The 23,200-nt window shown below is 68.2% G+C and carries 17 protein-coding genes and 1 tRNA gene; 17 read left to right on the top strand and 1 reads right to left on the bottom strand.

All coding sequences use genetic code 11. From position 1 onward, the window contains the following. Genes ACYQPG_RS06785 through phnN form a run of 6 tightly spaced genes read left to right on the top strand, consistent with a single transcriptional unit; the run spans nt 1 to nt 5,117 of the window. Nucleotides 1-1,101 (top strand): carbon-phosphorus lyase complex subunit, encoded by a 1,101-nt coding sequence (locus ACYQPG_RS06785; protein WP_461230596.1) that lies wholly within the window; start codon nt 1-3, stop codon nt 1,099-1,101. Then, nucleotides 1,098-1,970, top strand: a complete 873-nt coding sequence (locus ACYQPG_RS06790) for an alpha-D-ribose 1-methylphosphonate 5-phosphate C-P-lyase PhnJ (protein ID WP_187193519.1) — start codon at nt 1,098-1,100, stop codon at nt 1,968-1,970. The genes ACYQPG_RS06785 and ACYQPG_RS06790 overlap by 4 nt, the downstream gene beginning before the upstream one ends. Then, nucleotides 1,967-2,740 carry a phosphonate C-P lyase system protein PhnK gene (gene phnK, locus ACYQPG_RS06795; protein ID WP_147897533.1) on the top strand — a complete coding sequence of 258 codons (774 nt, stop codon included), beginning with the start codon at nt 1,967-1,969 and terminating at the stop codon, nt 2,738-2,740. Before ACYQPG_RS06790 ends, phnK begins: the two co-directional genes overlap by 4 nt. Beyond that, a complete protein-coding gene (phnL, locus tag ACYQPG_RS06800; RefSeq protein ID WP_147909788.1) occupies nt 2,737-3,441 on the top strand; it encodes a phosphonate C-P lyase system protein PhnL in 705 nt (234 codons plus the stop codon). The genes phnK and phnL overlap by 4 nt, the downstream gene beginning before the upstream one ends. A gap of 9 nt (nt 3,442-3,450) precedes the next feature. Further along, entirely contained in the window at nt 3,451-4,587 is a 1,137-nt protein-coding gene (locus ACYQPG_RS06805) for an alpha-D-ribose 1-methylphosphonate 5-triphosphate diphosphatase (protein WP_461230597.1), read from the top strand. Next, complete coding sequence (gene phnN / locus ACYQPG_RS06810) at nt 4,587-5,117, top strand: phosphonate metabolism protein/1,5-bisphosphokinase (PRPP-forming) PhnN (protein ID WP_419829026.1); 531 nt, start codon at nt 4,587-4,589, stop codon at nt 5,115-5,117. Before ACYQPG_RS06805 ends, phnN begins: the two co-directional genes overlap by 1 nt. 215 nt (nt 5,118-5,332) lie before the next feature. On the opposite strand, the gene ACYQPG_RS06815 is transcribed toward phnN, so the two are convergent. Then, on the bottom strand, nt 5,333-6,196 hold the full coding sequence (locus ACYQPG_RS06815; protein ID WP_147909785.1) for an outer membrane protein: 864 nt from the start codon (nt 6,194-6,196) through the stop codon (nt 5,333-5,335). Nucleotides 6,197-6,506: 310 nt separating this feature from the next. On the opposite strand from ACYQPG_RS06815, the gene tuf reads away from it, so the two are divergent. The 11 genes from tuf (at nt 6,507) to rpoC (ending at nt 22,930) form a co-directional block, all read left to right on the top strand. Continuing rightward, entirely contained in the window at nt 6,507-7,697 is a 1,191-nt protein-coding gene (tuf, locus tag ACYQPG_RS06820; RefSeq protein ID WP_147853161.1) for an elongation factor Tu, read from the top strand. Nucleotides 7,698-7,928: 231 nt separating this feature from the next. Continuing rightward, nucleotides 7,929-8,005: transfer RNA gene (locus ACYQPG_RS06825), tRNA-Trp, on the top strand. A gap of 184 nt (nt 8,006-8,189) precedes the next feature. Beyond that, nucleotides 8,190-8,486, top strand: coding sequence for a preprotein translocase subunit SecE (secE, locus tag ACYQPG_RS06830; protein WP_147897407.1), 297 nt, complete (start codon nt 8,190-8,192; stop codon nt 8,484-8,486). Nucleotides 8,487-8,540: 54 nt separating this feature from the next. Then, a complete protein-coding gene (gene nusG / locus ACYQPG_RS06835) occupies nt 8,541-9,074 on the top strand; it encodes a transcription termination/antitermination protein NusG (RefSeq protein WP_007566056.1) in 534 nt (177 codons plus the stop codon). A 223-nt stretch (nt 9,075-9,297) separates the two neighbouring features. Further along, entirely contained in the window at nt 9,298-9,747 is a 450-nt protein-coding gene (gene rplK, locus ACYQPG_RS06840) for a 50S ribosomal protein L11 (RefSeq protein ID WP_147908999.1), read from the top strand. 11 nt (nt 9,748-9,758) lie between these two features. After that, complete coding sequence (gene rplA / locus ACYQPG_RS06845) at nt 9,759-10,457, top strand: 50S ribosomal protein L1 (RefSeq protein WP_007566052.1); 699 nt, start codon at nt 9,759-9,761, stop codon at nt 10,455-10,457. A 250-nt stretch (nt 10,458-10,707) separates the two neighbouring features. Further along, entirely contained in the window at nt 10,708-12,351 is a 1,644-nt protein-coding gene (locus ACYQPG_RS06850) for a B12-binding domain-containing radical SAM protein (protein ID WP_461230599.1), read from the top strand. Nucleotides 12,352-13,235: 884 nt separating this feature from the next. Beyond that, nucleotides 13,236-13,754, top strand: coding sequence for a 50S ribosomal protein L10 (gene rplJ, locus ACYQPG_RS06855; protein ID WP_007566048.1), 519 nt, complete (start codon nt 13,236-13,238; stop codon nt 13,752-13,754). A gap of 49 nt (nt 13,755-13,803) precedes the next feature. Continuing rightward, nucleotides 13,804-14,181: a 50S ribosomal protein L7/L12 gene (gene rplL, locus ACYQPG_RS06860; RefSeq protein WP_147897404.1), complete on the top strand. Its 378-nt coding sequence runs from the start codon at nt 13,804-13,806 to the stop codon at nt 14,179-14,181. Between the two features lie 243 nt (nt 14,182-14,424). Further along, nucleotides 14,425-18,549 carry a DNA-directed RNA polymerase subunit beta gene (gene rpoB / locus ACYQPG_RS06865; RefSeq protein ID WP_147908997.1) on the top strand — a complete coding sequence of 1,375 codons (4,125 nt, stop codon included), beginning with the start codon at nt 14,425-14,427 and terminating at the stop codon, nt 18,547-18,549. A gap of 172 nt (nt 18,550-18,721) precedes the next feature. Further along, nucleotides 18,722-22,930, top strand: coding sequence for a DNA-directed RNA polymerase subunit beta' (gene rpoC, locus ACYQPG_RS06870; RefSeq protein ID WP_147908996.1), 4,209 nt, complete (start codon nt 18,722-18,724; stop codon nt 22,928-22,930). Nucleotides 22,931-23,200 lie beyond the last annotated feature (270 nt).

The following is a 23,200-nucleotide window of genomic DNA, read 5'->3' on the forward strand; positions in this document are numbered from 1 at the left end:
ATGTACGTGGCCGTGAAGGGCGGCGAAGCCGCCATCGATAACGCCCACCGGCTCCTGGCCGAGGCCCGCCGCGGCGACCCGGCCGTGCCGGAACTCTCCGTGGCGCAGATCCGGGAGCAGATGGCGCTCCTGGTCGACCGGGTTATGGCCGAGGGCTCGCTCTACGATCCCGACCTCGCCGCGCTGGCCCTCAAGCAGGCCCGCGGCGACGTGGTCGAGGCGGTGTTCCTGGTCCGGGCGTACCGGACGACTCTGCCGCGCTACGGCGCTTCCAAACCCATCGATACCGGCGCCATGGCGGTGGCCCGCCGCGTCTCGGCGACCTTCAAGGACCTGCCCGGCGGCCAGGTTCTGGGGCCGACCTTCGACTACACGCACCGGCTGATCGACTTCGCGCTGGCCGCCGAGGGCGCGGTCGAGCCCGCCGCCGAGGCCGAGCCGCGCGGGGATGCCGGCACCTGCCCCAGGGTCACCGACGTCCTGGCCCAGGACGGCCTGATCGAGCCCTCGCCCCCGGACGACGGCGCCCCCGTGGGCGACCTCACCCGGGAGCCGGTGGACTACCCCGCCGACCGGGCCCTGCGCCTCCAGGCCCTGGCCCGGGGGGACGAGGGCTTCGTGCTCGGCCTCGGCTACTCGACCCAGCGGGGCTACGGCCGCACCCACCCGTTCGTGGGCGAGATCCGGGTCGGCGACGTGGCGGTGGCGTTCGTGCCGGAGGAACTCGGCTTCCCGGTGCCGCTCGGCCGGATCCGGCTCACCGAGTGCCAGATGGTCACCCAGTTCAAGGGCTCGGGGACGACGCCTCCCCAGTTCACCCGCGGCTACGGGCTCAGCTTCGGCCAGAGCGAGCGCAAGGCGATGGCGATGTCCCTGGTCGACCGGGCGCTGCGGGCGGAGGAACTCGGCGAGCCGGTGGCGAGCCCCGCCCAGGACCAGGAATTCGTCCTCGCCCATTGCGACAGCCTGCAGGCGACCGGCTTCGTCGAGCACCTGAAGCTGCCCCACTACGTCGATTTCCAGGCGGAGCTGGAGCTGGTCCGGCGCCTGCGCGCCGAGTTCTTCCGAGACTCAGACAGCATGCAGGAGGCGGCCGAATGAGCGCGACAGCGATGCCCGAACCGAGCCGATCGGACGCCGGCTACAACTTCGCCTACCTGGACGAGGGCACGAAGCGGATGATCCGCCGGGCCATCCTCAAGGCCATCGCGGTGCCGGGCTACCAGGTGCCGTTCGCCTCGCGCGAGATGCCGATGCCCTATGGCTGGGGCACCGGCGGCGTACAGGTCACGGCCGCGATCCTGGGGCGGGCCGACGTGCTCAAGGTGATCGACCAGGGCGCCGACGACACCACCAACGCCGTCTCGATCCGGCGTTTCTTCGCACGGACCTCGGGAGTCGCCACCACCACGCGCACCACCGAGGCGACGATCATCCAGACCCGCCACCGCATTCCGGAGACGCCGCTCTCCGAGGGGCAGACGCTGGTCTACCAAGTGCCGATCCCCGAGCCCCTGCGCTTCCTCGAACCGCGCGAGACCGAGACGCGCCAGCTCCACGCCCTCGCCGAGTACGGGGCCATGCACGTCAAGCTCTACGAGGACATCAGCCGCCACGGCCACATCGCCACCACCTACGCCTACCCGGTGGAGGTGGCCGGCCGCTACGTGATGGACCCCTCGCCGACGCCGAAATTCGACAACCCCAAGATGGACGATTGCCCGGCGCTCCAGCTGTTCGGGGCGGGGCGCGAGCGGCGCATCTACGCGGTGCCGCCCTACACCGCGGTGCGCAGCCTCGACTTCGAGGACCATCCGTTCCGGATCCAGGAATTCACCGAGCCCTGCGCGCTGTGCGGCGCCCGCGGCCACTACCTCGACGAGGTGGTCACCGACGACACGGGGGGGCGGATGTACGTCTGCTCGGACACCGACATCTGCGAGACCCGCGTCGCGGAGGCCGCCCGATGAGCACGCCGCTGCTTTCCGCCCACGGCCTGACCAAGGCCTACGGGGCGCGGCTCGCCTGCGCGGGGGTCGATCTCGACGTCACCGAGGGCGAGGTGCTCGCCATCGTGGGCGAATCCGGCTCCGGAAAGTCGACGCTCCTGTCCCTGCTGGCGGGCGAGCTGGCGCCGGATTCCGGCTGCGTCCGCTACCGGATGCGCGACGGGCAGAGCCGTACCCTCGCCGACCTCGGCCCCGCCGAACTGCGCCGGCTGATGCGCACCGACTGGGGCTTCGTCCGGCAGGACGCCCGCCAGGGCCTGCGCATGGCGGTCTCGGCCGGCGGCAATGTCGGCGAGCGGCTGATGGGCATGGGCGAGCGCCATTACGGCCGGATCCGCGGCCAGGCGCTCGACTGGCTCGGCCGCGTCGAGATCGAGGCGGCCCGCGTGGACGACCCGCCGAGCCAGTTCTCCGGGGGCATGCGCCAGCGCCTGCAGATCGCCCGCAACCTCGTCACCGGCCCCCGGCTGGTGCTGATGGACGAGCCGACCTCGGGGCTCGACGTCTCGGTCCAGGCCCGGCTCCTCGACCTGATCCGGCGGCTCTCGGCCGAGCTCGGTCTGGCGGTGATCATCGTCACCCACGATCTCGCGGTGGCGCGCCTGCTCTCCCACCGGATCGCCGTGATGCGGGCCGGCCGGGTGATCGAGACCGGGTTGACCGACCGCGTGCTCGACGACCCCGAGCACGCCTACACCCAGCTCCTCGTCTCCTCGGTGCTCGCCGCATGACCGCGCTTCTGACCTTCCAGGACGTCGCCAAGAGCTTCACCCTGCACCTGCGCGGCGGCGTGGTGCTCCCGGTGGTGGGCGGCGTGAGCCTCGCGGTGGCGCCGGGCGAGTGCGTGGTGCTCGGCGGACCCTCGGGCGCCGGCAAGTCCTCGCTCCTGAAGATGGCCTACGGCAATTACCGCTGCGATGCCGGCACGATCCTGGTCCGCGACGGCGGCGCCGCGATCGACGTGGTCCGGGCCGACCCGCGCACCATCCTGTCGCTGCGTGCCCGGGTCATCGCGTACGTGTCGCAGTTCTTGCGGGTGATCCCGCGGGTCTCGGCCCTCGACGTGGTCGAGGCCGCCGGCCGCGAGGGCGGATTGTCCGAGGACGAAGCCCGCGCGCGGGCCAAGACCCTGCTCGCCCGGCTGAACCTGCCCGACCGGCTGTGGGGCCTGCCGCCCGCAACCTTCTCGGGGGGCGAGCAGCAGCGCGTCAACATCGCCCGGGGGCTGATCGCCGACCGGCCGCTGCTGCTGCTCGACGAGCCCACCGCGTCCCTCGACGCCAGCAACCGCGCCGTGGTCGCCGAGCTGGTCCGCGAGAAGCTGGCCGCGGGGGCCGGCGTGCTCGGCATCTTCCACGACGGCGAGATGCGTGATGCCGTGGCGACGCGAATCGTCGACGTGACCCGCTTCGCGCAAGCCCGGGCGGCCTGAGGAGACCCGATGAGCGACCTGATTCTCGAGAACGCGCGCCTGGTCCTGCCGGACCGCGTCGAGCACGGCTGGCTCGCCGTGGCCGACGGCCGGATCGCGGAGATCGGCACCGGGCGCGCGCCCGAGCGCGGCCTCGACCTCGGCGGCGACCACCTGATCCCCGGGCTGATCGAGCTGCACACAGACCACCTCGAGAGCCACTTCGCGCCCCGGCCCAAGGTCCGCTGGCATCCGCTCGGTGCGGTGCTGGCCTACGACGCGCAGATCACCGCCTCGGGCATCACCACGGTGTTCGATTCCCTGCGCGCCGGCAGCGACCCCGACGGCAGCGGCCTCGGCTCCGAGCTGAAACAGCTGGCCGCCGCGATCGAGACCGCGCGGGCCGGCAACCTGTTCCGGGCCGAGCACTTCACGCATCTGCGCTGCGAGCTGCCCTCGGCGGACGTCCTCGACACGGTGGCCGAGTTCAAGGCGCAGTACACGATCGGCCTGATCTCGCTGATGGACCACACCCCGGGCCAGCGCCAGTTCCGCGACATGGAGAAGTACTACACCTACGCCACGCGGGGCGGCCGGACCCTGGAGGAGATCCGGCTCAACACCGAGCGCAAGATCCGGGAGGGCAAGGCCCTCAACGGCCGCAACCGCCCAGCCCTGGTCCAGTTCGCGAAAGACATGGGCATACCCCTGGCGAGCCACGACGACACGACCCTGGCCGATGTGGAACTCGCGGCCGGGGAGGGGGTGGCGCTCGCCGAGTTCCCCACCACCCTGGAGGCGGCCGAGGCCGCGCACGGGCGGGGGATCACCGTGATGATGGGCGCGCCGAACCTGATCCGCGGCGGGTCGCATTCCGGCAACGTCGCCGCCCTGGCGCTGGCCGAGGCCGGCCACCTCGACATCCTGTCGTCGGATTACGTGCCCGCGAGCCTGCTGATGGCCGCGTTCCTGCTGCCCGAGCAGGCATCCGGGATCTCGCTGCCGCAGGCGCTGGCCACCGTCACGGCCAACCCAGCCCGCGCCACCGGCTTGACCGACCGCGGCGCCCTGACGCCCGGCCTGCGGGCCGACCTCGTGCGGGTCCAGCGCGCCGAAGGGGTTCCAGTGGTCCGCGAGGTCTGGCGCACCGGCCGGCGGGTCGCCTGATGGCGGGCTGCCTGGTCCTGGTGGTCGGCCCGAGCGGGGCCGGCAAGGATACGCTGATCCGGCTCGCCCGGGCGGAGTTGGCGGGCGACCCGCGCTACGTCTTCCCGCGCCGCCTGGTGACCCGGCCGCCGTCGGGCGACGAGGACAACGACGAGATCGACGAGGCCGCCTTCGCACGGGGCTGTGCGGCTGGCGTGTTCACGCTGCACTGGCGGGCGCACGGCCTGGGCTACGCGATCCCGGCGCAGGCCGCCGAATGCGCGCGCGGCGATCGCGTGGTGGTCTGCAACGTCTCCCGCCGGATCGTCGAGGAGGCCCGGGGCAGCGGCCTGCCGGTCAGCGTGGTCGAGGTCACGGCGCCTGCCGAGGTCCTGGCACGCCGGATCGCGGCCCGGGGCCGGCCGGAGGACGGGGACGTCGCCGCGCGCCTGGCCCGCGAGGTCCGGGTCTCGGCCGACCTCTCCATCCTCAACACGGGCGCGCCGCAAGAGGCGGCGGCCCGGCTGATCGCGCATCTGCGCGCCCGCTAAAGCGCTCTTCGACGAAGTGGCTCCGGTTCGTCGGAGAGCGCGTCAAACCAAGAGCCGAGAGCCGTGCCCGACCCAACGCGGTCGGGCACGGCTCTCGCGTACTCAGCAAGCAACCGACCACAACACAACGAAAAAGGGCGCGCACCGGTCCCGGCACGCGCCCTCGAAGGATGGCCCGGGAGGATCGCTCCCGGGCCGGTGTCTGTGGCGAAGTCCTAGAAGCCGCCGAACTTGTAGTTGAAGCCGGCGCGGACGATGCTGCCCTCGGTCCGGAAGCGCGAGATGTACGAGCCGGTGCCGACGCCCGGGATGGCGCCGACGAGCACGCTCTGGCTGCCGAGATCGTAGTGCAGGTACTCGGCCTTGATGGTCACGGCGTCGTACTTGATGCCGAAGTACTTGCCGACCGCGAAGGTGTTCAGGAAGCTGTCGGTCGGGATGGCGAACTCGATGCCGCCGCCGTAGGCGAAGCCGGTCTTGAAGTCGTCGTAGCGGCCGGCGAACTGCAGGGCGCCGCCCGGGGTGTAGAAGTTCGCATCGTGGAACACGTTGCCGTAGGCGAGACCGCCCATGCCGTAGACCATGACCCGGTCGAACGCGTAGCCGACGCGGCCCGTGAGGGTGCCGAGCCAGTCGAGGCTCTGGCGGAACTGGCTGATGTTCGGCGGGCCGCCCGCGACGTTGCCGGTGCCGAGGACGACACGGTTCTTGGTGATGTCGGTCCAGTCGATGCTGTTGGCGACACCGACGACGATGCCGGAGCCCGGCGTGAACTGATAGTTGTAGCCGGCGGTGCCGCCGATGTTGGCGAAGCCGTCCTGCGAGGTCGAGGTCAGGAGCGGCCGGCGGCCGAGCGCCACGTTGTTGGCGTTGCCCGGCAGGACGCCGACGGTGGTGATGCGCTGGTTGTCGGTGAAGGTGTAGGCGGACTCGAGACCCGCGTAGAAGCCCGTCCAGGTGAAGACCGGCACCGGGGTGAAGACCGGCGGCGGCGCGGCGCGGCGCGGCAGGTCGGCAGCGACGGCGGCCGTCGAGACCAGGGCCGTGGCAGCGCTGGCGAGGAGGAGCTTCTTCATCATGTTCGCGGAACCCGGGTGACCAGTGGTTGTCCCCACTTAAGCTCGGCTGCTCCAGGTCCGCTATGCCCTGCGGGCCACACTGTGTCTCGAAAGTGTCCACCGGAAGTGGTGGGCATCAATATTCAGGCCGCCCAATGTGGCGGTTCGGCGCTTGACAGACGCCGTCGTCCCGAGGGTCCCGTGCGCGCCGGACCTTGATCGCAAGCGGCCGACCCTCTAAGCGAACCGCGTTTTTCGCCCCGCTTCCGCGTTCGGGGCGGCCGTCCAGGATCCGGGGAACAGCGTGGTCCCCGCCGCAGGAATGGGAATCATGGGCAAGGAAAAGTTCGCTCGCACCAAGCCGCACTGCAACATCGGCACGATCGGTCACGTCGACCACGGCAAGACGTCGCTGACGGCGGCGATCACGAAGGTCCTGGCTGAGACGGGCGGTGCGACGTTCACGGCCTACGACCAAATCGACAAGGCGCCGGAGGAGAAGGCGCGCGGGATCACGATCTCGACCGCGCACGTGGAGTACGAGACGGCCAACCGTCACTACGCGCACGTCGACTGCCCCGGCCACGCCGACTACGTGAAGAACATGATCACGGGTGCCGCCCAGATGGACGGCGCGATCCTGGTGGTGTCGGCGGCCGACGGCCCGATGCCGCAGACCCGCGAGCACATCCTGCTCGCCCGCCAGGTCGGCGTGCCGGCGCTGGTGGTGTTCCTGAACAAGGTCGACATGGTCGACGACGAGGAACTCCTGGAGCTGGTCGAGCTGGAGGTGCGCGAGCTTCTGTCGAAGTACGACTTCCCGGGCGACGACATCCCGATCACCAAGGGCTCGGCGCTGATGGCGCTGGAGGACAAGGAGCCCAAGATCGGCAAGGAGGCGGTGCTGGCGCTGATGGCGACGGTGGATGCCTACATCCCGCAGCCGGAGCGTCCGATCGACCTGCCGTTCCTGATGCCGATCGAGGACGTGTTCTCGATCTCGGGCCGCGGCACGGTGGTGACGGGTCGCGTCGAGCGCGGGATCGTCAAGGTCGGCGAGACGGTGGAGATCGTCGGCATCCGGGCGACCACGACCACGACGGTGACCGGCGTGGAGATGTTCCGCAAGCTGCTCGACCAGGGCCAGGCGGGCGACAACGTCGGCGTGCTGCTGCGCGGCACCAAGCGCGAGGACGTGGAGCGCGGCCAGGTCGTGTGCAAGCCGGGTTCGGTGAAGCCGCACACCAAGTTCAAGGCCGAGGCGTACATCCTGACCAAGGAGGAGGGCGGCCGCCACACGCCGTTCTTCACCAACTACCGGCCGCAATTCTACTTCCGGACCACGGACGTGACCGGGGTGTGCGAGCTGCCGGAGGGCACCGAGATGGTGATGCCGGGCGACAACGTGACCATGGACGTCACGCTGATCGTGCCGGTGGCCATGGAGGAGAAGCTTCGCTTCGCCATCCGCGAGGGCGGCCGCACCGTCGGTGCCGGCGTCGTCGCCGCCATCAACGACTGAGACCCCGGGCTGAGATCCCGTTCGGCCCGGCCCGTCATCGGGCCGCTGTCGCGCGTGATCGGATCGGCGCCGGCCTCCGTCCCCACGGAGGCCGGCGCCGCCATGTCGGGCTCCCGCAGGCCCGAACCCACCCGCGACGCCGCTTTCGGGCTGCAGCCCCCTGAAAGTCCTCAGGAACCGGCCGCAAACCTCTTGCAAGCGACGCCGCGATCGGGCATTTGGCGGAACGCTAGGAGTGTAGCTCAACTGGTCAGAGCGCCGGTCTCCAAAACCGGAGGTTGCGGGTTCGAGTCCCTCCACTCCTGCCAGACATCTCACCCAACCCCGCGCGGTCGCCCGGTCGACAAGCCGGCGGAGTTGCGCTAGAGCGGGCGCAATCCGAGATCTGAAGCGACCGTCGGTGCGGGCCTGCCCAGGCTCTCGGCGCCGGATGTTCGCGTTCCCGGAAGCAGGCCCTGCCTCGGGCCCGCGCTCGCAAAAAACACTGGCGCCATGGCATCGAACGAAGCGACCAAGAAGGTGGATGTGGCGCGCGGCGCGGCTCGCGGTCCCGCGAACACGCCGCCGGCCCGCCCGGCCACGCCCGCCAAGGTGCCGCAGAAGCGCGCGACGCCCGGCGAGTTCTTCTCCCAGGTCCGCGACGAGGCCCGCAAGGTCACCTGGCCGTCCCGCCGGGAAACCACGATCACCACCATCATGGTGTTCGTGATGGTCGTGGTCACCAGCCTGTTCTTCACGGTGGTCGACCAGGCCCTGCGCTTCGTGGTCGGCCTCGTGCTCGGCCTCTGAGGGGCAATATCGATCGGGGGAGACCTCGCGGACGTGTCGGAGTTGAACGGAACCGTGTCGAAGCGCTGGTACATCGTCCACGCCTACTCGAACTTCGAGAACAAGGTCGCGCAGTCCATCAAGGACCAGGCGGCCCAGCGCGGGCTGACCGAGCTGTTCGACGAGGTGATGGTCCCGACCGAGAAGGTCGTCGAGGTGCGCCGCGGCCGGAAGGTCGATGCCGAGCGCAAGTTCTTCCCCGGCTACGTGCTGGTGAAGTGCGACCTGACCGACGAGGTCTACCACCTCATCAAGAACACCCCGAAGGTCACGGGCTTCCTCGGGGCCGACAAGTCGAAGCCGGTTCCGATTCCTGACGCCGAGGCCGAGCGGATCAAGGGCCAGGTTGCCGAGGGCGTCGATCGGCCCAAGCCGTCGATCGCGTTCGAGATCGGCGAGACCGTTCGGGTCGCCGACGGTCCGTTCGCGAGCTTCAACGGCACCGTCGAAGAGATTGACGAGGCCCGCTCCCGCCTCAAGGTGGCCGTGTCGATCTTCGGCCGCGCCACGCCGGTGGAGCTGGAATACGCCCAGGTCGAGAAAGCCTGAGGCACGCACGTTTTCGGCGGCCGGTTTTCGGCCGTCCCTCCTCTTCCGGCCGGCGTTCCGCCTCGGCCGTGAAGCGGCCGTACCCTCCAAAAGGGGCGGTCTCACCCGCGGAAGATCCGCCCGGCCTCGCCTCCGGGATCCACGGATCGCACCGCGACCTGTCATCGTCCGACCCGCCCGCGCCTAGGCAGCCCGGCGGCGGACGCAGTTTGGGAGGTATCCCATGGCGAAGAAGATCACGGGCTACGTGAAGCTTCAGGTCCCGGCCGGCGCGGCGAACCCGTCGCCCCCGATCGGTCCCGCGCTCGGTCAGCGCGGCCTCAACATCATGGAGTTCTGCAAGGCCTTCAATGCGAAGACCGCGCAGATGGAGAAGGGCACCCCGATCCCGGTGATCATCACCGCGTATCAGGACCGCTCCTTCACCTTCGAGATGAAGCAGCCGCCGGTCACCTTCTTCCTCAAGAAGGCCGTCGGCCTGAAGATCGGCAAGAAGCCGGCTTCCGGCTCGAAGACCCCCGGTAAGGGCCCGGTTGTCGGCAAGATCTCCGAGGCGCAGCTGCGCGAGATCGCCGAGAAGAAGATGCCCGACCTCAATTGCGACTCGGTCGAAGCGGCCGTCGCCATGATCCGCGGCTCTGCCCGGGCCATGGGCCTCGAAATCACGGCCTGAGGGAGGACATCATGGCACGCGAAGGAAAGCGCATCCGCGCGGCCCGCGAGGGCATCGAGGTGACCAAGCTCTACCCGCTCGACGAGGCGATCAAGCTGGTCAAGGAGCGGGCGACCGCGAAGTTCGACGAGACCGTCGAGGTCTCGATGAATCTCGGCGTCGATCCGCGCCACGCCGACCAGATGGTCCGCGGCGTCTGCAACCTGCCGAACGGCTCCGGCCGGACGGTCCGCGTGGCGGTCTTCGCCCGCGGCGCCAAGGCGGACGACGCCAAGGCGGCGGGGGCCGACATCGTCGGCGCCGAGGATCTCCTGGAGATCGTCCAGAGCGGCAAGATCGAGTTCGATCGCTGCATCGCCACCCCGGACATGATGCCGCTGGTCGGTCGTCTCGGTAAGGTGCTGGGCCCGCGCGGCCTGATGCCGAACCCCAAGGTCGGCACCGTCACCATGGACGTGAAGAGCGCCGTGGCCGGCGCCAAGGGCGGCTCGGTGGAGTTCCGCGTCGAGAAGGCCGGCATCGTCCATGCCGGCGTGGGCAAGGTCTCGTTCGATGCCGACAAGCTCGTCGAGAACATCAAGGCCTTCGCCGACGCGGTCGCCAAGGCCAAGCCGGCGGGCGCCAAGGGCACCTACGTCCAGCGCATCGCCGTCACCTCGACGATGGGCCCGGGCGTAAAGGTCGAGCCGAACACGGTCCTGACCGCCTGAGGCTGAGCCTCAAACCAACCGCTCCAGAAGCGCCCGGCCGGAAACGGCCGGGCGTTTTGCGTTGCATGCCCCGGCACCCAGCCCCGGGCTGGAGAAAACGCGCCCCTGTCCCGGGTCGGTGGAGCGCGGCGGAGCTTGGCCTGGGATCCAGCATGGGACCTGCCGCGCAGCGGCTTTTTCGCACTGTCCTTCACGTCATTCTCAACATGGAAGGGGGCGCCATCCCGCGCGGCTGTGCTAGATAGGCCCCATGCGCAGCACAGTCTCCGTCACGACCCGCCGACGCATCCTCTGCGTCTTTCCCGCCTACACGCCCTCGTTCGGCACATTCTCGCACGCCTACCCGCTGATGGGGGGCGTCAAGGCGTTCATGCCCCCGCAGGGCCTCCTGGTGATCGCGGCCTACATGCCCGAGAGCTGGGAGTACCGCTTCATCGACGAGAACATCCGGCGCGCCTCCGCCCAGGACTTCGCCTGGGCCGACGCGGTGTTCGTCTCGGGGATGCACATCCAGGAGGGCCAGATTCACGACATCGGCCGGCGCGCCCACGCCGCCGGCAAGGTCGCGGCGCTTGGCGGCCCCTCGGTGTCCGGTGCCCGGGAGAAATATCCGGACTTCGATTATCTCCATGTCGGCGAGATCGGCGACGCCACCGACCGGCTGATCGAGCGGCTCGACGTCGACGTCGCCCGTCCGACCCAGCAGGTTGTGTTCGAGACCGGTGAACGGCTCGCACTGTCGGACTTCCCGGCCCCGGCCTACGAGGCGGCGCCGCTCAAGCGCTACCTGATCGGCTCGCTGCAATTCTCGTCCGGCTGCCCGTATCGCTGCGAGTTCTGCGACATCCCGCAGCTCTACGGCCGCCAGCCCCGGCTGAAGACCCCGGAGCAGATGTGCGCAGAGCTGGACGCGATCATCAGCCAGCCCGGGCACCCGGCGGTGGTCTACTTCGTGGACGACAACTTCATCGCCAACCGCAAGGCGACCCGCGAGATGCTGCCCCATCTCGTGGCGTGGCAGAAGAAGAACGACTACCCGCTGCAATTCGCCTGCGAGGCGACGCTGAACATGGCCAAGCAGCCCGAGATCCTCGAGCTGATGCGCCAGGCCAACTTCATGACCGTGTTCGTCGGGATCGAGACGCCCGAGGCGGACGCGCTCAAGGGGATCGACAAGACCCACAACGCCGCCGTGCCGATGTACGAGGCGATCGAGACGCTCAACTCCTACGGGCTCGAAGTCACCTCGGGCATCATCCTGGGGCTCGATACCGACAGCGACAAGTCCGAGCAGAACCTGATCGACTTCATCGACAAGTCGGCGATTCCCGTCCTGACCATCAACCTGCTCCAGGCCCTGCCCAAGACCCCGCTGTGGGATCGGCTGGAGCGCGAGGGGCGTCTGGTCCACGATGCGGCGCTGGAATCGAACGTCCTGTTCAAGCGCCCGCACGACACCGTCGTGTCGAGCTGGCGCCGGGCGATCGCCCACGCCTACGAGCCGGATCAGCTCTTCTCCCGGTTCAAGCACCAGTGCCAGACCACCTACCCGAACCGGATCAAGACTCCGGCCAAGGGCAAGCTGACCTTCACGAACCTGCGCCGCGGCCTCATCCTCGGGTTCAACATCATCACGCGGGTCGGTCTGCTCTCGGATTACCGAAGGCCGTTCTGGAGCGCCGCCGGCTACGCGCTCAAGCGCGGGCAGATCGAGGCGGTGTTCAACATGGGCTTCGTTGCCCATCACCTGATCCGCTTCACCCGCGAGGCCCTGCGGGGCGAGCACAACGCCTCGTTCTACGCGGCCAAAGCCGCGGAGGCCGAGGATGCGCGGCGGCGCTCGTGGTGGGAGAATGCCCGGCGCAAGCTGGCACCGGAGCGGGAGGCGGCCTAGCCCGCAAACGGCGCCGCCCGCGGCATGTGCGCCGGCTAAGGGCGGCCGTGAGTCTTGGGGGGCGCGCTGCAGGCGGGGCGTTAGCCGGCTCTGATGCGCTCTGCGACCCGATCGGGCCGGACGGCCCCGGACGGTCGATCGGGTTCGTCCGCCGGTTCCGCGTGCCTTGCGAACGGTTTTCCGCAATGACGAATATTGGGCGGGCTCGCGACGGCCTGAGACGCAGCCTTCGGCTCATCGCCTTTGACCGGCGTCTCGTGATCGTCGATGCGGTGCGACGCGATCGAATCGGCACCCTGCGGATCATCGATCGAGGGCGGGACGTCGGGCCCCCTCTCAAGAATGCCGCGGGCCGGGATCGACGGATGCACGGCGTCGCGAGCGAATTCTCCGCTCCGGCCCTTGCCTGCGGCGGAAAAGTCGCGCTTCAGCCCTTGGCAGGTGGCTTGCTAGCCTCTATACACCGCGCCTTACGCATTTCATCCTCACGGAAGGAGACGGCCAATCGGCCGGTTTCCGCATGAAATGTCGCCCGGGCAACCGGGTGGCAATAGCCGGCAGGATCCTGAGGGCGATGAGCCCCGCGGAGCCTTGTCCGGCTATGTCCTGTCCGAGACTGCAGGTGCCGGTTCGCCGGCTTAATCCACGCCCAACCTGCACAGACGGGGAAGACCGAACTTAGGAAAAGCCTCGCTTCGGCATATGCCGCGGAGGGGTGTCGGTTTGAACCAACTCACCCGAAACGGCCCTCACGGGCACGTGCGGGGACAGGGCCGCGAAGCGTCGTTCGGACGTTCCCGGTCTCTTGAAGGCCGAGACGACGTCCGGGCGGCATGTGCAACCGGCGGACCCGATTTCGGGTTCCGCCAACCGGAGAGAGCCCAGTGGACCGGACAGCTAAAGCTGACCTCGTCTCGACGCTCAACGGCGTGTTCAATCAGAGCGCCGTCGTCGTCGTGGCCCACTACAAGGGCCTCACGGTCGCCGACATGCAGAAGCTGCGTTCGCAGATGAAGCAGGCCGGCGCCACCGTGAAGGTCGCCAAGAACAGCCTCGCCGGCATCGCACTCGATGGTACGGACGTCGCCTCCATCAAGCCGCTACTGAAGGGCCCGACCCTGCTCGCCTATTCCGGCGACCCGGTCGCAGCCGCGAAGGTCGCGGTCGATTTCGCCAAGACGAACGACAAGCTCGTGATCCTTGGCGGCGCGATGGGGAAGACAACCCTGAACCCGGACGGCGTGAAGGCCCTCGCCTCGCTCCCGTCCCTCGACGAACTGCGCGCCAAGATCGTGGGCCTGGTACAGGCGCCCGCGACCAAGATCGCTCAGGTCGTCAATGCGCCGGCGGCCAAACTCGCCCGCGTGTTCGGGGCCTATGCCACCAAGGACGAGGCCGCTTGAGGCCCTTCAAAAACCCATCGTTCGAACCGATATCTGAGAGGAATTGATAATGGCTGATCTTGCCAAGCTCGTCGACGACCTGTCCTCGCTGACCGTTCTCGAGGCCGCCGACCTGGCCAAGATGCTCGAAGAGAAGTGGGGCGTCTCGGCTGCCGCCGCCGTCGCCGTCGCTGCCGGCCCGGCCGCCGGTGGCGCCGCTGCCGCCGTCGAGGAGCAGACCGAGTTCACGGTCGTGCTCGCCGCCGCTGGCGACAAGAAGATCGAGGTCATCAAGGAGGTCCGCGCGATCACCGGCCTCGGCCTCAAGGAGGCCAAGGACCTCGTCGAGGGCGCTCCGAAGCCGGTCAAGGAGAGCGTCACCAAGGACGAGGCCGAGAAGCTCAAGGCCCAGCTCGAGAAGGCCGGCGCCAAGGTCGAGCTCAAGTAAGTCGACGATGGGCCATATCCGGCCCATCACCCCACGGGGGTCCGTCCTGGGCCTATCGTGACTGGAGCCCGCGGGTGCAGCACCCGCGGGCTTTAGGCCGCTTCGGCGGAGGGCCCTGAAACGGGCCAGAGAGATTCGGTTCGGTGGCGCGGTCCGGCGGGGCGCGCGTTACGGCCCGGCGCGGGAGGTCCCTTTCGGGAACGCTTCCCCGGGCGCGAGGCACGCGGGATGGAGCGAGTTCACATGGCCAACACGCTGGTCGGTCGCAAGCGCATTCGGAAGTTCTTCGGCAAGATCAAGGAAGTCGCCGAGATGCCGAACCTCATCGAGGTTCAGAAGGCATCCTACGACCAGTTCCTCATGGTCGACGAGCCGGAGGGCGGCCGCGGTGACGAGGGCCTCCAGAGCGTGTTCAAGTCGGTGTTCCCGATCTCGGACTTCGCCGCGACGGCCCTGCTCGAGTTCGTGCGCTACACCTTCGAGCAGCCGAAATACGACGTCGACGAGTGCCGCCAGCGCGGCATCACCTTCGCGGCCCCGCTGAAGGTGACCCTGCGGCTGATCGTGTTCGATGTCGATCCGGACACCCAGGCCAAGTCGGTCAAGGACATCAAGGAGCAGGACGTCTACATGGGCGACATGCCCCTGATGACGGAGAACGGCACCTTCATCGTCAACGGCACCGAGCGCGTCATCGTCTCGCAGATGCACCGCTCGCCGGGCGTGTTCTTCGACCACGACAAGGGGAAGACCCACTCGTCGGGCAAGCTCCTGTTCGCCGCCCGCATCATCCCGTATCGCGGCTCCTGGCTCGACGTCGAGTTCGACGCCAAGGACATCGTGCACGTCCGTATCGACCGGAAGCGTAAGCTGCCGGCGACGTCGCTGCTCTACGCGCTCGGACTGGACGGCGAAGAGATCCTCTCGACCTTCTACAACCGCGTGGTCTACGACCGCGACGGCGCCGAGTGGCGCGTGCCGTTCGACCCCGAGCGGATGAAGGGCATGAAGGCCACGGTCGACCTGATCGACGCCGATTCCGGCGAGGTCGTGCTCGAGGCCGGCAAGAAGCTCAACGCCCGCAACGCCCGACAGATCACCGACAAGGGCACCAAGTACCTCAAGGCGACCGACGAGGATCTGGTCGGCCAGTACATCGCCGAGGACCTGGTCAACACCGAGACCGGTGAGATCTGGGCCGAGGCCGGCGAGGAGATCTCCGAGAAGCTCCTGAAGAGCCTCGACGAGGTCGGCATCATCGAGCTGCCGGTGCTCGACATCGACCACGTCAATGTCGGCCCCTACATCCGAAACACGCTGGCGGTGGACAAGAACTCCAACCGCGAAGGCGCGCTGTTCGACATCTACCGGGTCATGCGCCCGGGCGAGCCGCCGACGCTCGACACCGCCGAGGCGATGTTCCACTCGCTGTTCTTCGATTCCGAGCGCTACGACCTCTCCGCGGTCGGCCGCGTGAAGATGAACATGCGTCTCGACCTCGACGCTGCCGACACCGTCCGCACCCTCCGCAAGGAGGACATGCTGGCGGTCGTCAAGGCGCTGGTCGAGCTGCGCGACGGCAAGGGCGAGATCGACGACATCGATCACCTCGGCAACCGCCGGGTGCGCTCGGTCGGCGAGCTGATGGAGAACCAGTACCGCCTCGGGCTGCTCCGCATGGAGCGCGCGATCCGCGAGCGCATGAGCCAGGTCGATATCGACACGGTGATGCCGCAGGACTTGATCAACGCCAAGCCGGCGGCCGCGGCGGTGCGCGAATTCTTCGGCTCGTCGCAGCTCTCGCAGTTCATGGATCAGACCAACCCGCTCTCCGAGGTGACGCACAAGCGCCGCCTGTCGGCGCTCGGCCCAGGCGGTCTGACCCGCGAGCGCGCCGGCTTCGAGGTGCGCGACGTGCACCCGACGCATTACGGCCGCATCTGCCCGATCGAGACGCCGGAAGGCCCGAACATCGGTCTGATCAACTCGCTGGCGACCTTCGCTCGGGTGAACAAGTACGGCTTCATCGAGACCCCGTTCCGCCGCGTGCGCGACGGCGTGGTCACCAATGAGGTCGCCTACCTCTCGGCCATGGAGGAGGCGAAGTACTACGTCGCCCAGGCCAACGCCCAGATGGACGAGAACAAGAAGCTGACGGAGGACCTCGTGGTCTGCCGCCGCGCCGGCGACGTGATCGTCGTCGGTCCCGAGCGCGTCGACCTTATGGACGTCTCGCCCAAGCAGCTCGTCTCGGTGGCCGCGGCGCTGATCCCGTTCCTCGAGAACGACGACGCCAACCGCGCCCTCATGGGCTCGAACATGCAGCGGCAGGCCGTGCCGCTGGTCCGTGCCGACGCGCCGTTCGTCGGCACCGGCATGGAGGCGGTGGTCGCCCGCGATTCCGGTGCCGCCATCGCGGCGCGCCGCTCCGGCATCGTCGATCAGGTGGACGCCACCCGTATCGTCATCCGGGCCACCGAGGAGGCCGACGCCACGAAGCCGGGCGTCGACATCTACCGCCTGCAGAAGTTCCAGCGCTCCAACCAGTCGACCTGCATCACGCAGAAGCCGCTGGTCCGCGTCGGCGAGCCGGTGAAGAAGGGCGAGATCATCGCCGACGGTCCCTCGACCGAGTTCGGCGAGCTGGCGCTCGGCCGGAACGTGCTCGTCGCGTTCATGCCGTGGAACGGCTACAACTTCGAAGACTCGATCCTGCTCTCCGAGCGGATCGTGAAGGATGACGTGTTCACCTCGATCCACATCGAGGAGTTCGAGGTGATGGCCCGCGACACCAAGCTCGGGCCGGAGGAAATCACCCGCGACATCCCGAACGTCTCCGAGGAGGCGCTGAAGAACCTCGACGAGGCCGGCATCGTCTACATCGGTGCCGAGGTGAATGCCGGCGACATCCTGGTCGGCAAGATCACCCCGAAGGGTGAAAGCCCGATGACGCCGGAGGAGAAGCTCCTGCGCGCCATCTTCGGCGAGAAGGCCTCGGACGTGCGCGACACTTCCCTGCGGGTGCCGCCGGGCGTCACGGGCACGATCGTCGAGGTCCGTGTGTTCAACCGCCACGGCGTCGACAAGGACGAGCGCGCCCAGGCGATCGAGCGCGAGGAGATCGAGCGGCTCGCCAAGGACCGCGACGACGAGCAGGCGATCCTCGACCGCAACACCTACGCCCGCCTGGCGGACGTGCTGATCGGTCAGGCGCCGGTGGCCGGCCCGAAGGGCTTCAAGAAGGACACCACGCTCACCCGTGAGCTGATCAACGACTACCCGCGCTCGCAATGGTGGCAGTTCGCCGTCATCGAGGACCGTCTCATGACCGAGATGGAGGCGATGCAGAAGCAGTACGACGAGTCGAAGAAGCGTCTCGAGCAGCGCTTCCTCGACAAGGTCGAGAAGCTGCAGCGCGGCGACGAGCTGCCCCCCGGCGTCATGAAGATGGTCAAGGTCTTCGTGGCGGTGAAGCGCAAGATCCAGCCGGGCGACAAGATGGCCGGCCGGCACGGCAACAAGGGTGTCGTGTCGCGGATCGTGCCGATCGAGGACATGCCGTTCCTGGAGGACGGGACCCATGCCGACATCGTGCTCAACCCGCTGGGCGTGCCCTCGCGCATGAACGTCGGCCAGATCCTGGAGACGCACCTGGGCTGGGCGGCTGCGGGCCTGGGTCGCAAGGTCTCCAAGGCGGTGGATGCCTATCTGAAGTCGCATGACATCGCGCCGCTGCGTCAGGAGATGGAGGCGATCTACTCCCCGGGCGAACTCGACGGCCTGACCGACGAGGAGCTGGCGGAGGCCGGCAACAACGTCCGTCGCGGCGTGCCGATGGCCACTCCGGTGTTCAACGGCGCCAAGGAGGCCGACATCGAGCAGATGCTCGAGATGGCCGGCCTCGACCGCTCGGCTCAGTCGACGCTCTACGACGGGCGGTCCGGCGAGCCCTTCGACCGCAAGGTGACGATGGGCTACATCTACATGCTGAAGCTGCACCACCTGGTGGACGACAAGATCCACGCCCGGTCGATCGGCCCGTACTCGCTCGTCACCCAGCAGCCGCTGGGCGGCAAGGCGCAGTTCGGCGGTCAGCGCTTCGGCGAGATGGAGGTCTGGGCGCTGGAGGCCTACGGCGCGGCCTACACGCTGCAGGAGATGCTCACGGTGAAGTCGGACGACGTGGCCGGCCGCACCAAGGTCTACGAGGCGATCGTCCGCGGCGACGACACCTTCGAGGCCGGCATCCCCGAATCGTTCAACGTGCTCGTCAAGGAGATGCGCTCGCTCGGCCTCAACGTCGAGCTGACGTCCTCCAAGAAGGCCGCGAACGACCAGCTCGAGCCGCCGGCCGACGCCGCCGAGTAGCGGCGGTCGCACGACAACCTCCCGTGGCGGCGTCGGGCCGCCACGGTCGAGCGGGGAGGGGCGGGGCCTCCCATGACGACGGCCAGCGGCGCTCGAACGGGGCGCGGCGCCGGATCTTTTTCAGGACACGATGGCCCGGCGCGGGGCGATCGGCGTCAACAAGGAGCGGATCATGAACCAAGAGGTCATGAACCTTTTCAACCAGCAGGCCACACCGGTCAGCTTCGATCAGATCAAGATTTCGATCTCGTCGCCGGAGAAGATCCTCTCCTGGTCGTACGGTGAGATCAAGAAGCCCGAGACCATCAACTACCGGACCTTCAAGCCCGAGCGCGACGGCCTGTTCTGCGCGCGCATCTTCGGGCCGATCAAGGATTACGAGTGCTTGTGCGGCAAGTACAAGCGCATGAAGTACAAGGGCGTCATCTGTGAGAAGTGCGGCGTCGAGGTGACGCTGGCGCGCGTCCGGCGCGACCGCATGGGCCATATCGAGCTGGCCGCCCCGGTCGCCCATATCTGGTTCCTGAAGTCGCTGCCCTCGCGCATCGGCCTCCTGCTCGACATGGCCCTCAAGGACCTCGAGCGGATCCTGTACTTCGAGTCCTACTGCGTCATCGAGCCGGGCCTCACCCCCCTCAAGGAGCGTCAGCTCCTGTCGGAGGAGGAGTACCTGCGCGCCCAGGAGGAGTACGGCGAGGACAGCTTCACCGCCATGATCGGCGCCGAGGCCATCCGCCGGATCCTCCAGGAACTCGACCTCGACAAGATCGCCAACGATCTGCGCGAGGAGATCGCGGTCACCACCTCGGAGCTGAAGCCGAAGAAGCTCCTGAAGCGCCTCAAGATCATCGAGGCGTTCCAGATGTCCGGCAACAAGCCGGAGTGGATGATCCTCACCGTCGTCCCGGTGATCCCGCCGGACCTGCGCCCGCTGGTCCCGCTGGATGGCGGCCGCTTCGCCACCTCCGACCTGAACGACCTCTACCGCCGCGTCATCAACCGCAACAACCGCCTGAAGCGGCTGATCGAACTGCGCGCCCCCGACATCATCATCCGCAACGAGAAGCGGATGCTGCAGGAGGCGGTGGACGCGCTGTTCGACAACGGCCGCCGCGGCCGGGTCATCACGGGTGCCAACAAGCGCCCGCTGAAGTCGCTCGCCGACATGCTGAAGGGCAAGCAGGGCCGGTTCCGCCAGAACCTGCTCGGCAAGCGCGTCGATTACTCGGGTCGTTCGGTCATCGTGGTCGGCCCCGAGCTGAAGCTGCACCAGTGCGGCCTGCCGAAGAAGATGGCGCTCGAGCTGTTCAAGCCGTTCATCTACGCGCGGCTGGACGCCAAGGGCTTCTCCGCAACGGTGAAGCAGGCGAAGAAGCTGGTCGAGAAGGAGAAGCCGGAGGTCTGGGACATCCTCGATGAGGTGATCCGCGAGCACCCGGTGATGCTGAACCGCGCGCCGACCCTGCACCGCCTCGGCATCCAGGCCTTCGAGCCGAAGCTAATCGAGGGCAAGGCGATCCAGCTGCACCCGCTGGTCTGCGCCGCGTTCAACGCCGACTTCGACGGCGACCAGATGGCCGTGCACGTTCCGCTGTCGCTCGAGGCGCAGCTGGAAGCCCGCGTCCTGATGATGTCGACCAACAACATCCTGCACCCGGCCAACGGTCAGCCGATCATCGTGCCGTCGCAGGATATCGTGCTCGGCCTCTACTACCTGTCGATCGTGGCCGAGGGCTCGAAGGGGGCGTTCAATCCGGACAATCCCAAGAACCCGATGCAGGGCGTCTTCGGGGACATGGGCGAGCTGGAGCATGCGCTCGCGGCCAAGACCGTGTCGCTGCACACCAAGATCAAGTGGCGCTGGACCGGTATCGGCCCGGACGGCGAGCCGCTGACCAAGACCTACGACACCACGCCCGGCCGGGTGATCCTGTCCGGCGCGCTGCCGAAGCACGCCAAGGTTCCCTACGACGTCGTCAACAAGCTGATGACCAAGAAGGAGATCTCGGCGATGATCGACACCGTCTACCGCCACTGCGGTCAGAAGGAGTCGGTGATCTTCTGTGATCGGATCATGGGCCTCGGCTTCAACCACGCGTTCAAGGCCGGCATCTCGTTCGGCAAGGACGACATGGTCGTGCCGGACAACAAGTGGTCGATCGTCGACACCACGCGCACGCTCGTGAAGGACTACGAGCAGCAGTACAACGACGGCCTGATCACCCAGGGCGAGAAGTACAACAAGGTCGTGGATGCCTGGGCCAAGTGCTCGGACAAGCTGGCCGCCGAGATGATGAACCGCATCTCGAGCGTCCAGAAGGACGAGAACGGCGCCGACAAGCAGGTCAACTCGATCTACATGATGAGCCACTCGGGCGCCCGTGGTTCGCCCGCCCAGATGAAGCAGCTCGCCGCCATGCGCGGCCTGATGGCCAAGCCGTCGGGCGAGATCATCGAGACGCCGATCATCTCGAACTTCAAGGAAGGTCTGGACGTGCTGGAGTACTTCAACTCCACGCACGGTGCCCGTAAGGGCCTCGCCGACACCGCCCTGAAGACCGCCAACTCCGGCTACCTGACCCGCCGCCTCGTCGACGTGGCTCAGGACGCGGTCATCCGCGAGGTCGATTGCGGCACGACCAACGGCATCAAGATGCGCGCCATCGTGGATGCCGGTCAGGTCGTGGCGACGCTGGCGACCCGCATCCTCGGCCGCGCCACGGCCGAAGATCTGGTCTCGGCCGACGGCACGGTGATCGTGAAGACCGGCGAGACCATCGAGGAGCGGCACCTGCCGGCCATCCAGGCTGCGGGCATCCAGGAGGTGAAGATCCGCTCCGTGCTGGTCTGCGCCACACGGAGCGGCGTCTGCGCCACCTGCTACGGGCGCGATCTCGCCCGCGGCACGCCCGTCAACATGGGCGAGGCAGTCGGGGTCATCGCGGCGCAGTCGATCGGCGAGCCGGGCACCCAGCTCACCATGCGCACCTTCCACATCGGTGGTGCGGCGCAGATCGCCGACTCGTCGTTCATCGAGTCGAGCTTCGAGGGCACGATCAAGATCCGCAACCGCGCGATTGCCAAGAACACCGATGGCGACTTGATCGCCACCGGCCGGAACGTGGCGGTCGTGATCGTCGGGTCGGACGGGGTCGAGCGGGCGGTCCACCGCCTGCAATACGGCGCCAAGCTCCGGGTCGACGAGGGCGACAAGATCAAGCGCGGCCAGCGGATCGCCGAGTGGGACCCCTACACCCGTCCGATCCTCACCGAGGTCGACGGCATCGTGGCCTACGAGGATCTGGTCGATGGCCAGTCCATGACCGAGACAACCGACGAATCGACCGGCATCGCCAAGCGCGTCGTCGTCGACTGGCGCGGTTCTGCCCGGACCTCGGACTTGAAGCCCGCCATGGTGGTGGTGGACCGGGACGGAAAGCCCGTGAAGCTGCCGCGCGGCTCGGATGCCCGCTACTTCCTGCCCGTCGACGCCATCATCGGCTTCGATCCGGGCGGCAAGGTGCAGGCCGGCGACATCCTGGCCCGCGTCTCGACCGACTCGGCCAAGACCCGCGACATCACCGGCGGTCTGCCGCGGGTGGCGGAGCTGTTCGAGGCACGGCGCCCGAAGGACGCGGCGATCATCGCCGAGAAGTCGGGCACCATCGCGTTCGGCCGCGACTACAAGAACAAGCGCCGGCTCACGCTGACGCCGCATGACGGCTCGGAGGCGGTGGAATACTTGATCCCGAAGGGCAAGCACATCCACCTGCAGGACGGCGACGTGGTGGAGCTCGGCGACTACATCGTCGACGGAAACCCGGCGCCGCACGACATCCTGGCGATCAAGGGCGTGGAGGAACTCGCGGCCTACCTCGTCAACGAGATCCAGGAGGTCTACCGGCTTCAGGGCGTGTCGATCAACGACAAGCACATCGAGGTGATCGTCCGGCAGATGCTGCAGAAGGTCGAAGTGACCGACGGCGGCGACTCGGACATCCTGGCGGGCGACCAGATCGACCGCACGGAGCTGACCGAGTTCAACGAGAAGCTGCTCGCCGAGGGCAAGAAGCCGATCCAGGGCGTCCCCGTCCTGCTCGGCATCACCAAGGCGTCCCTGCAGACGAAGTCGTTCATCTCGGCGGCCTCGTTCCAGGAGACGACCCGGGTGCTCACCGAGGCGGCGGTCAACGGCAAGGTCGACCATCTGGAAGGCCTCAAGGAGAACGTCATCGTCGGCTCGCTCATCCCGGCGGGCACGGGCTCGATGGTGGCCGACATCCGCGCTGTGGCGCGCCGTCGCGACGCGATGATCCTGCAGCAGAAGCAGGCCGGCAGCGCCGCGGATCCGATGGAAGGCCTGCCGCCCGCCGCCGAGTGATCGGTACGGGAGCGCAGACGCAAGAAGGGGCGGCCGAGAGGCCGCCCCTTCTTTTGCCGGCTTTGATCAGCCGGCCACGAAGACCAGCACGGACGCCACCTGCGCGCCGTTTCCCCGCAAGCGATGGGGCAGGCTGCCATCGTAGGTGCGCAATCGCCCGCCCCGAGCGCGATGAGGCGGTCGGCCACCGCCAAGTCGGCGGCGGCGGCCGATTCCCCGAACAGTTCCGCCATCTGGGCACCGAGCGCCTGGGCGATCGCCTCCAGCGTC

This window comes from Methylobacterium sp. CM6246 (assembly GCF_054818005.1).

What these genes read in the sequence shown, in the direction of transcription:
- phnL (WP_147909788.1), top strand. Translation starts at nt 2,737, where the DNA reads ATGACCGCGCTTCTGACCTTCCAGGACGTCGCCAAGAGCTTCACCCTG.
- ACYQPG_RS06815 (WP_147909785.1), bottom strand. Translation starts at nt 6,196, where the DNA reads ATGATGAAGAAGCTCCTCCTCGCCAGCGCTGCCACGGCCCTGGTCTCG.
- rplK (WP_147908999.1), top strand. Translation starts at nt 9,298, where the DNA reads ATGGCGAAGAAGATCACGGGCTACGTGAAGCTTCAGGTCCCGGCCGGC.
- rplL (WP_147897404.1), top strand. Translation starts at nt 13,804, where the DNA reads ATGGCTGATCTTGCCAAGCTCGTCGACGACCTGTCCTCGCTGACCGTT.
- ACYQPG_RS06850 (WP_461230599.1), top strand. Translation starts at nt 10,708, where the DNA reads ATGCGCAGCACAGTCTCCGTCACGACCCGCCGACGCATCCTCTGCGTC.
- rplA (WP_007566052.1), top strand. Translation starts at nt 9,759, where the DNA reads ATGGCACGCGAAGGAAAGCGCATCCGCGCGGCCCGCGAGGGCATCGAG.
- phnK (WP_147897533.1), top strand. Translation starts at nt 1,967, where the DNA reads ATGAGCACGCCGCTGCTTTCCGCCCACGGCCTGACCAAGGCCTACGGG.
- rpoC (WP_147908996.1), top strand. Translation starts at nt 18,722, where the DNA reads ATGAACCAAGAGGTCATGAACCTTTTCAACCAGCAGGCCACACCGGTC.
- rpoB (WP_147908997.1), top strand. Translation starts at nt 14,425, where the DNA reads ATGGCCAACACGCTGGTCGGTCGCAAGCGCATTCGGAAGTTCTTCGGC.
- tuf (WP_147853161.1), top strand. Translation starts at nt 6,507, where the DNA reads ATGGGCAAGGAAAAGTTCGCTCGCACCAAGCCGCACTGCAACATCGGC.
- secE (WP_147897407.1), top strand. Translation starts at nt 8,190, where the DNA reads ATGGCATCGAACGAAGCGACCAAGAAGGTGGATGTGGCGCGCGGCGCG.
- ACYQPG_RS06805 (WP_461230597.1), top strand. Translation starts at nt 3,451, where the DNA reads ATGAGCGACCTGATTCTCGAGAACGCGCGCCTGGTCCTGCCGGACCGC.
- phnN (WP_419829026.1), top strand. Translation starts at nt 4,587, where the DNA reads ATGGCGGGCTGCCTGGTCCTGGTGGTCGGCCCGAGCGGGGCCGGCAAG.
- ACYQPG_RS06785 (WP_461230596.1), top strand. Translation starts at nt 1, where the DNA reads ATGTACGTGGCCGTGAAGGGCGGCGAAGCCGCCATCGATAACGCCCAC.
- ACYQPG_RS06790 (WP_187193519.1), top strand. Translation starts at nt 1,098, where the DNA reads ATGAGCGCGACAGCGATGCCCGAACCGAGCCGATCGGACGCCGGCTAC.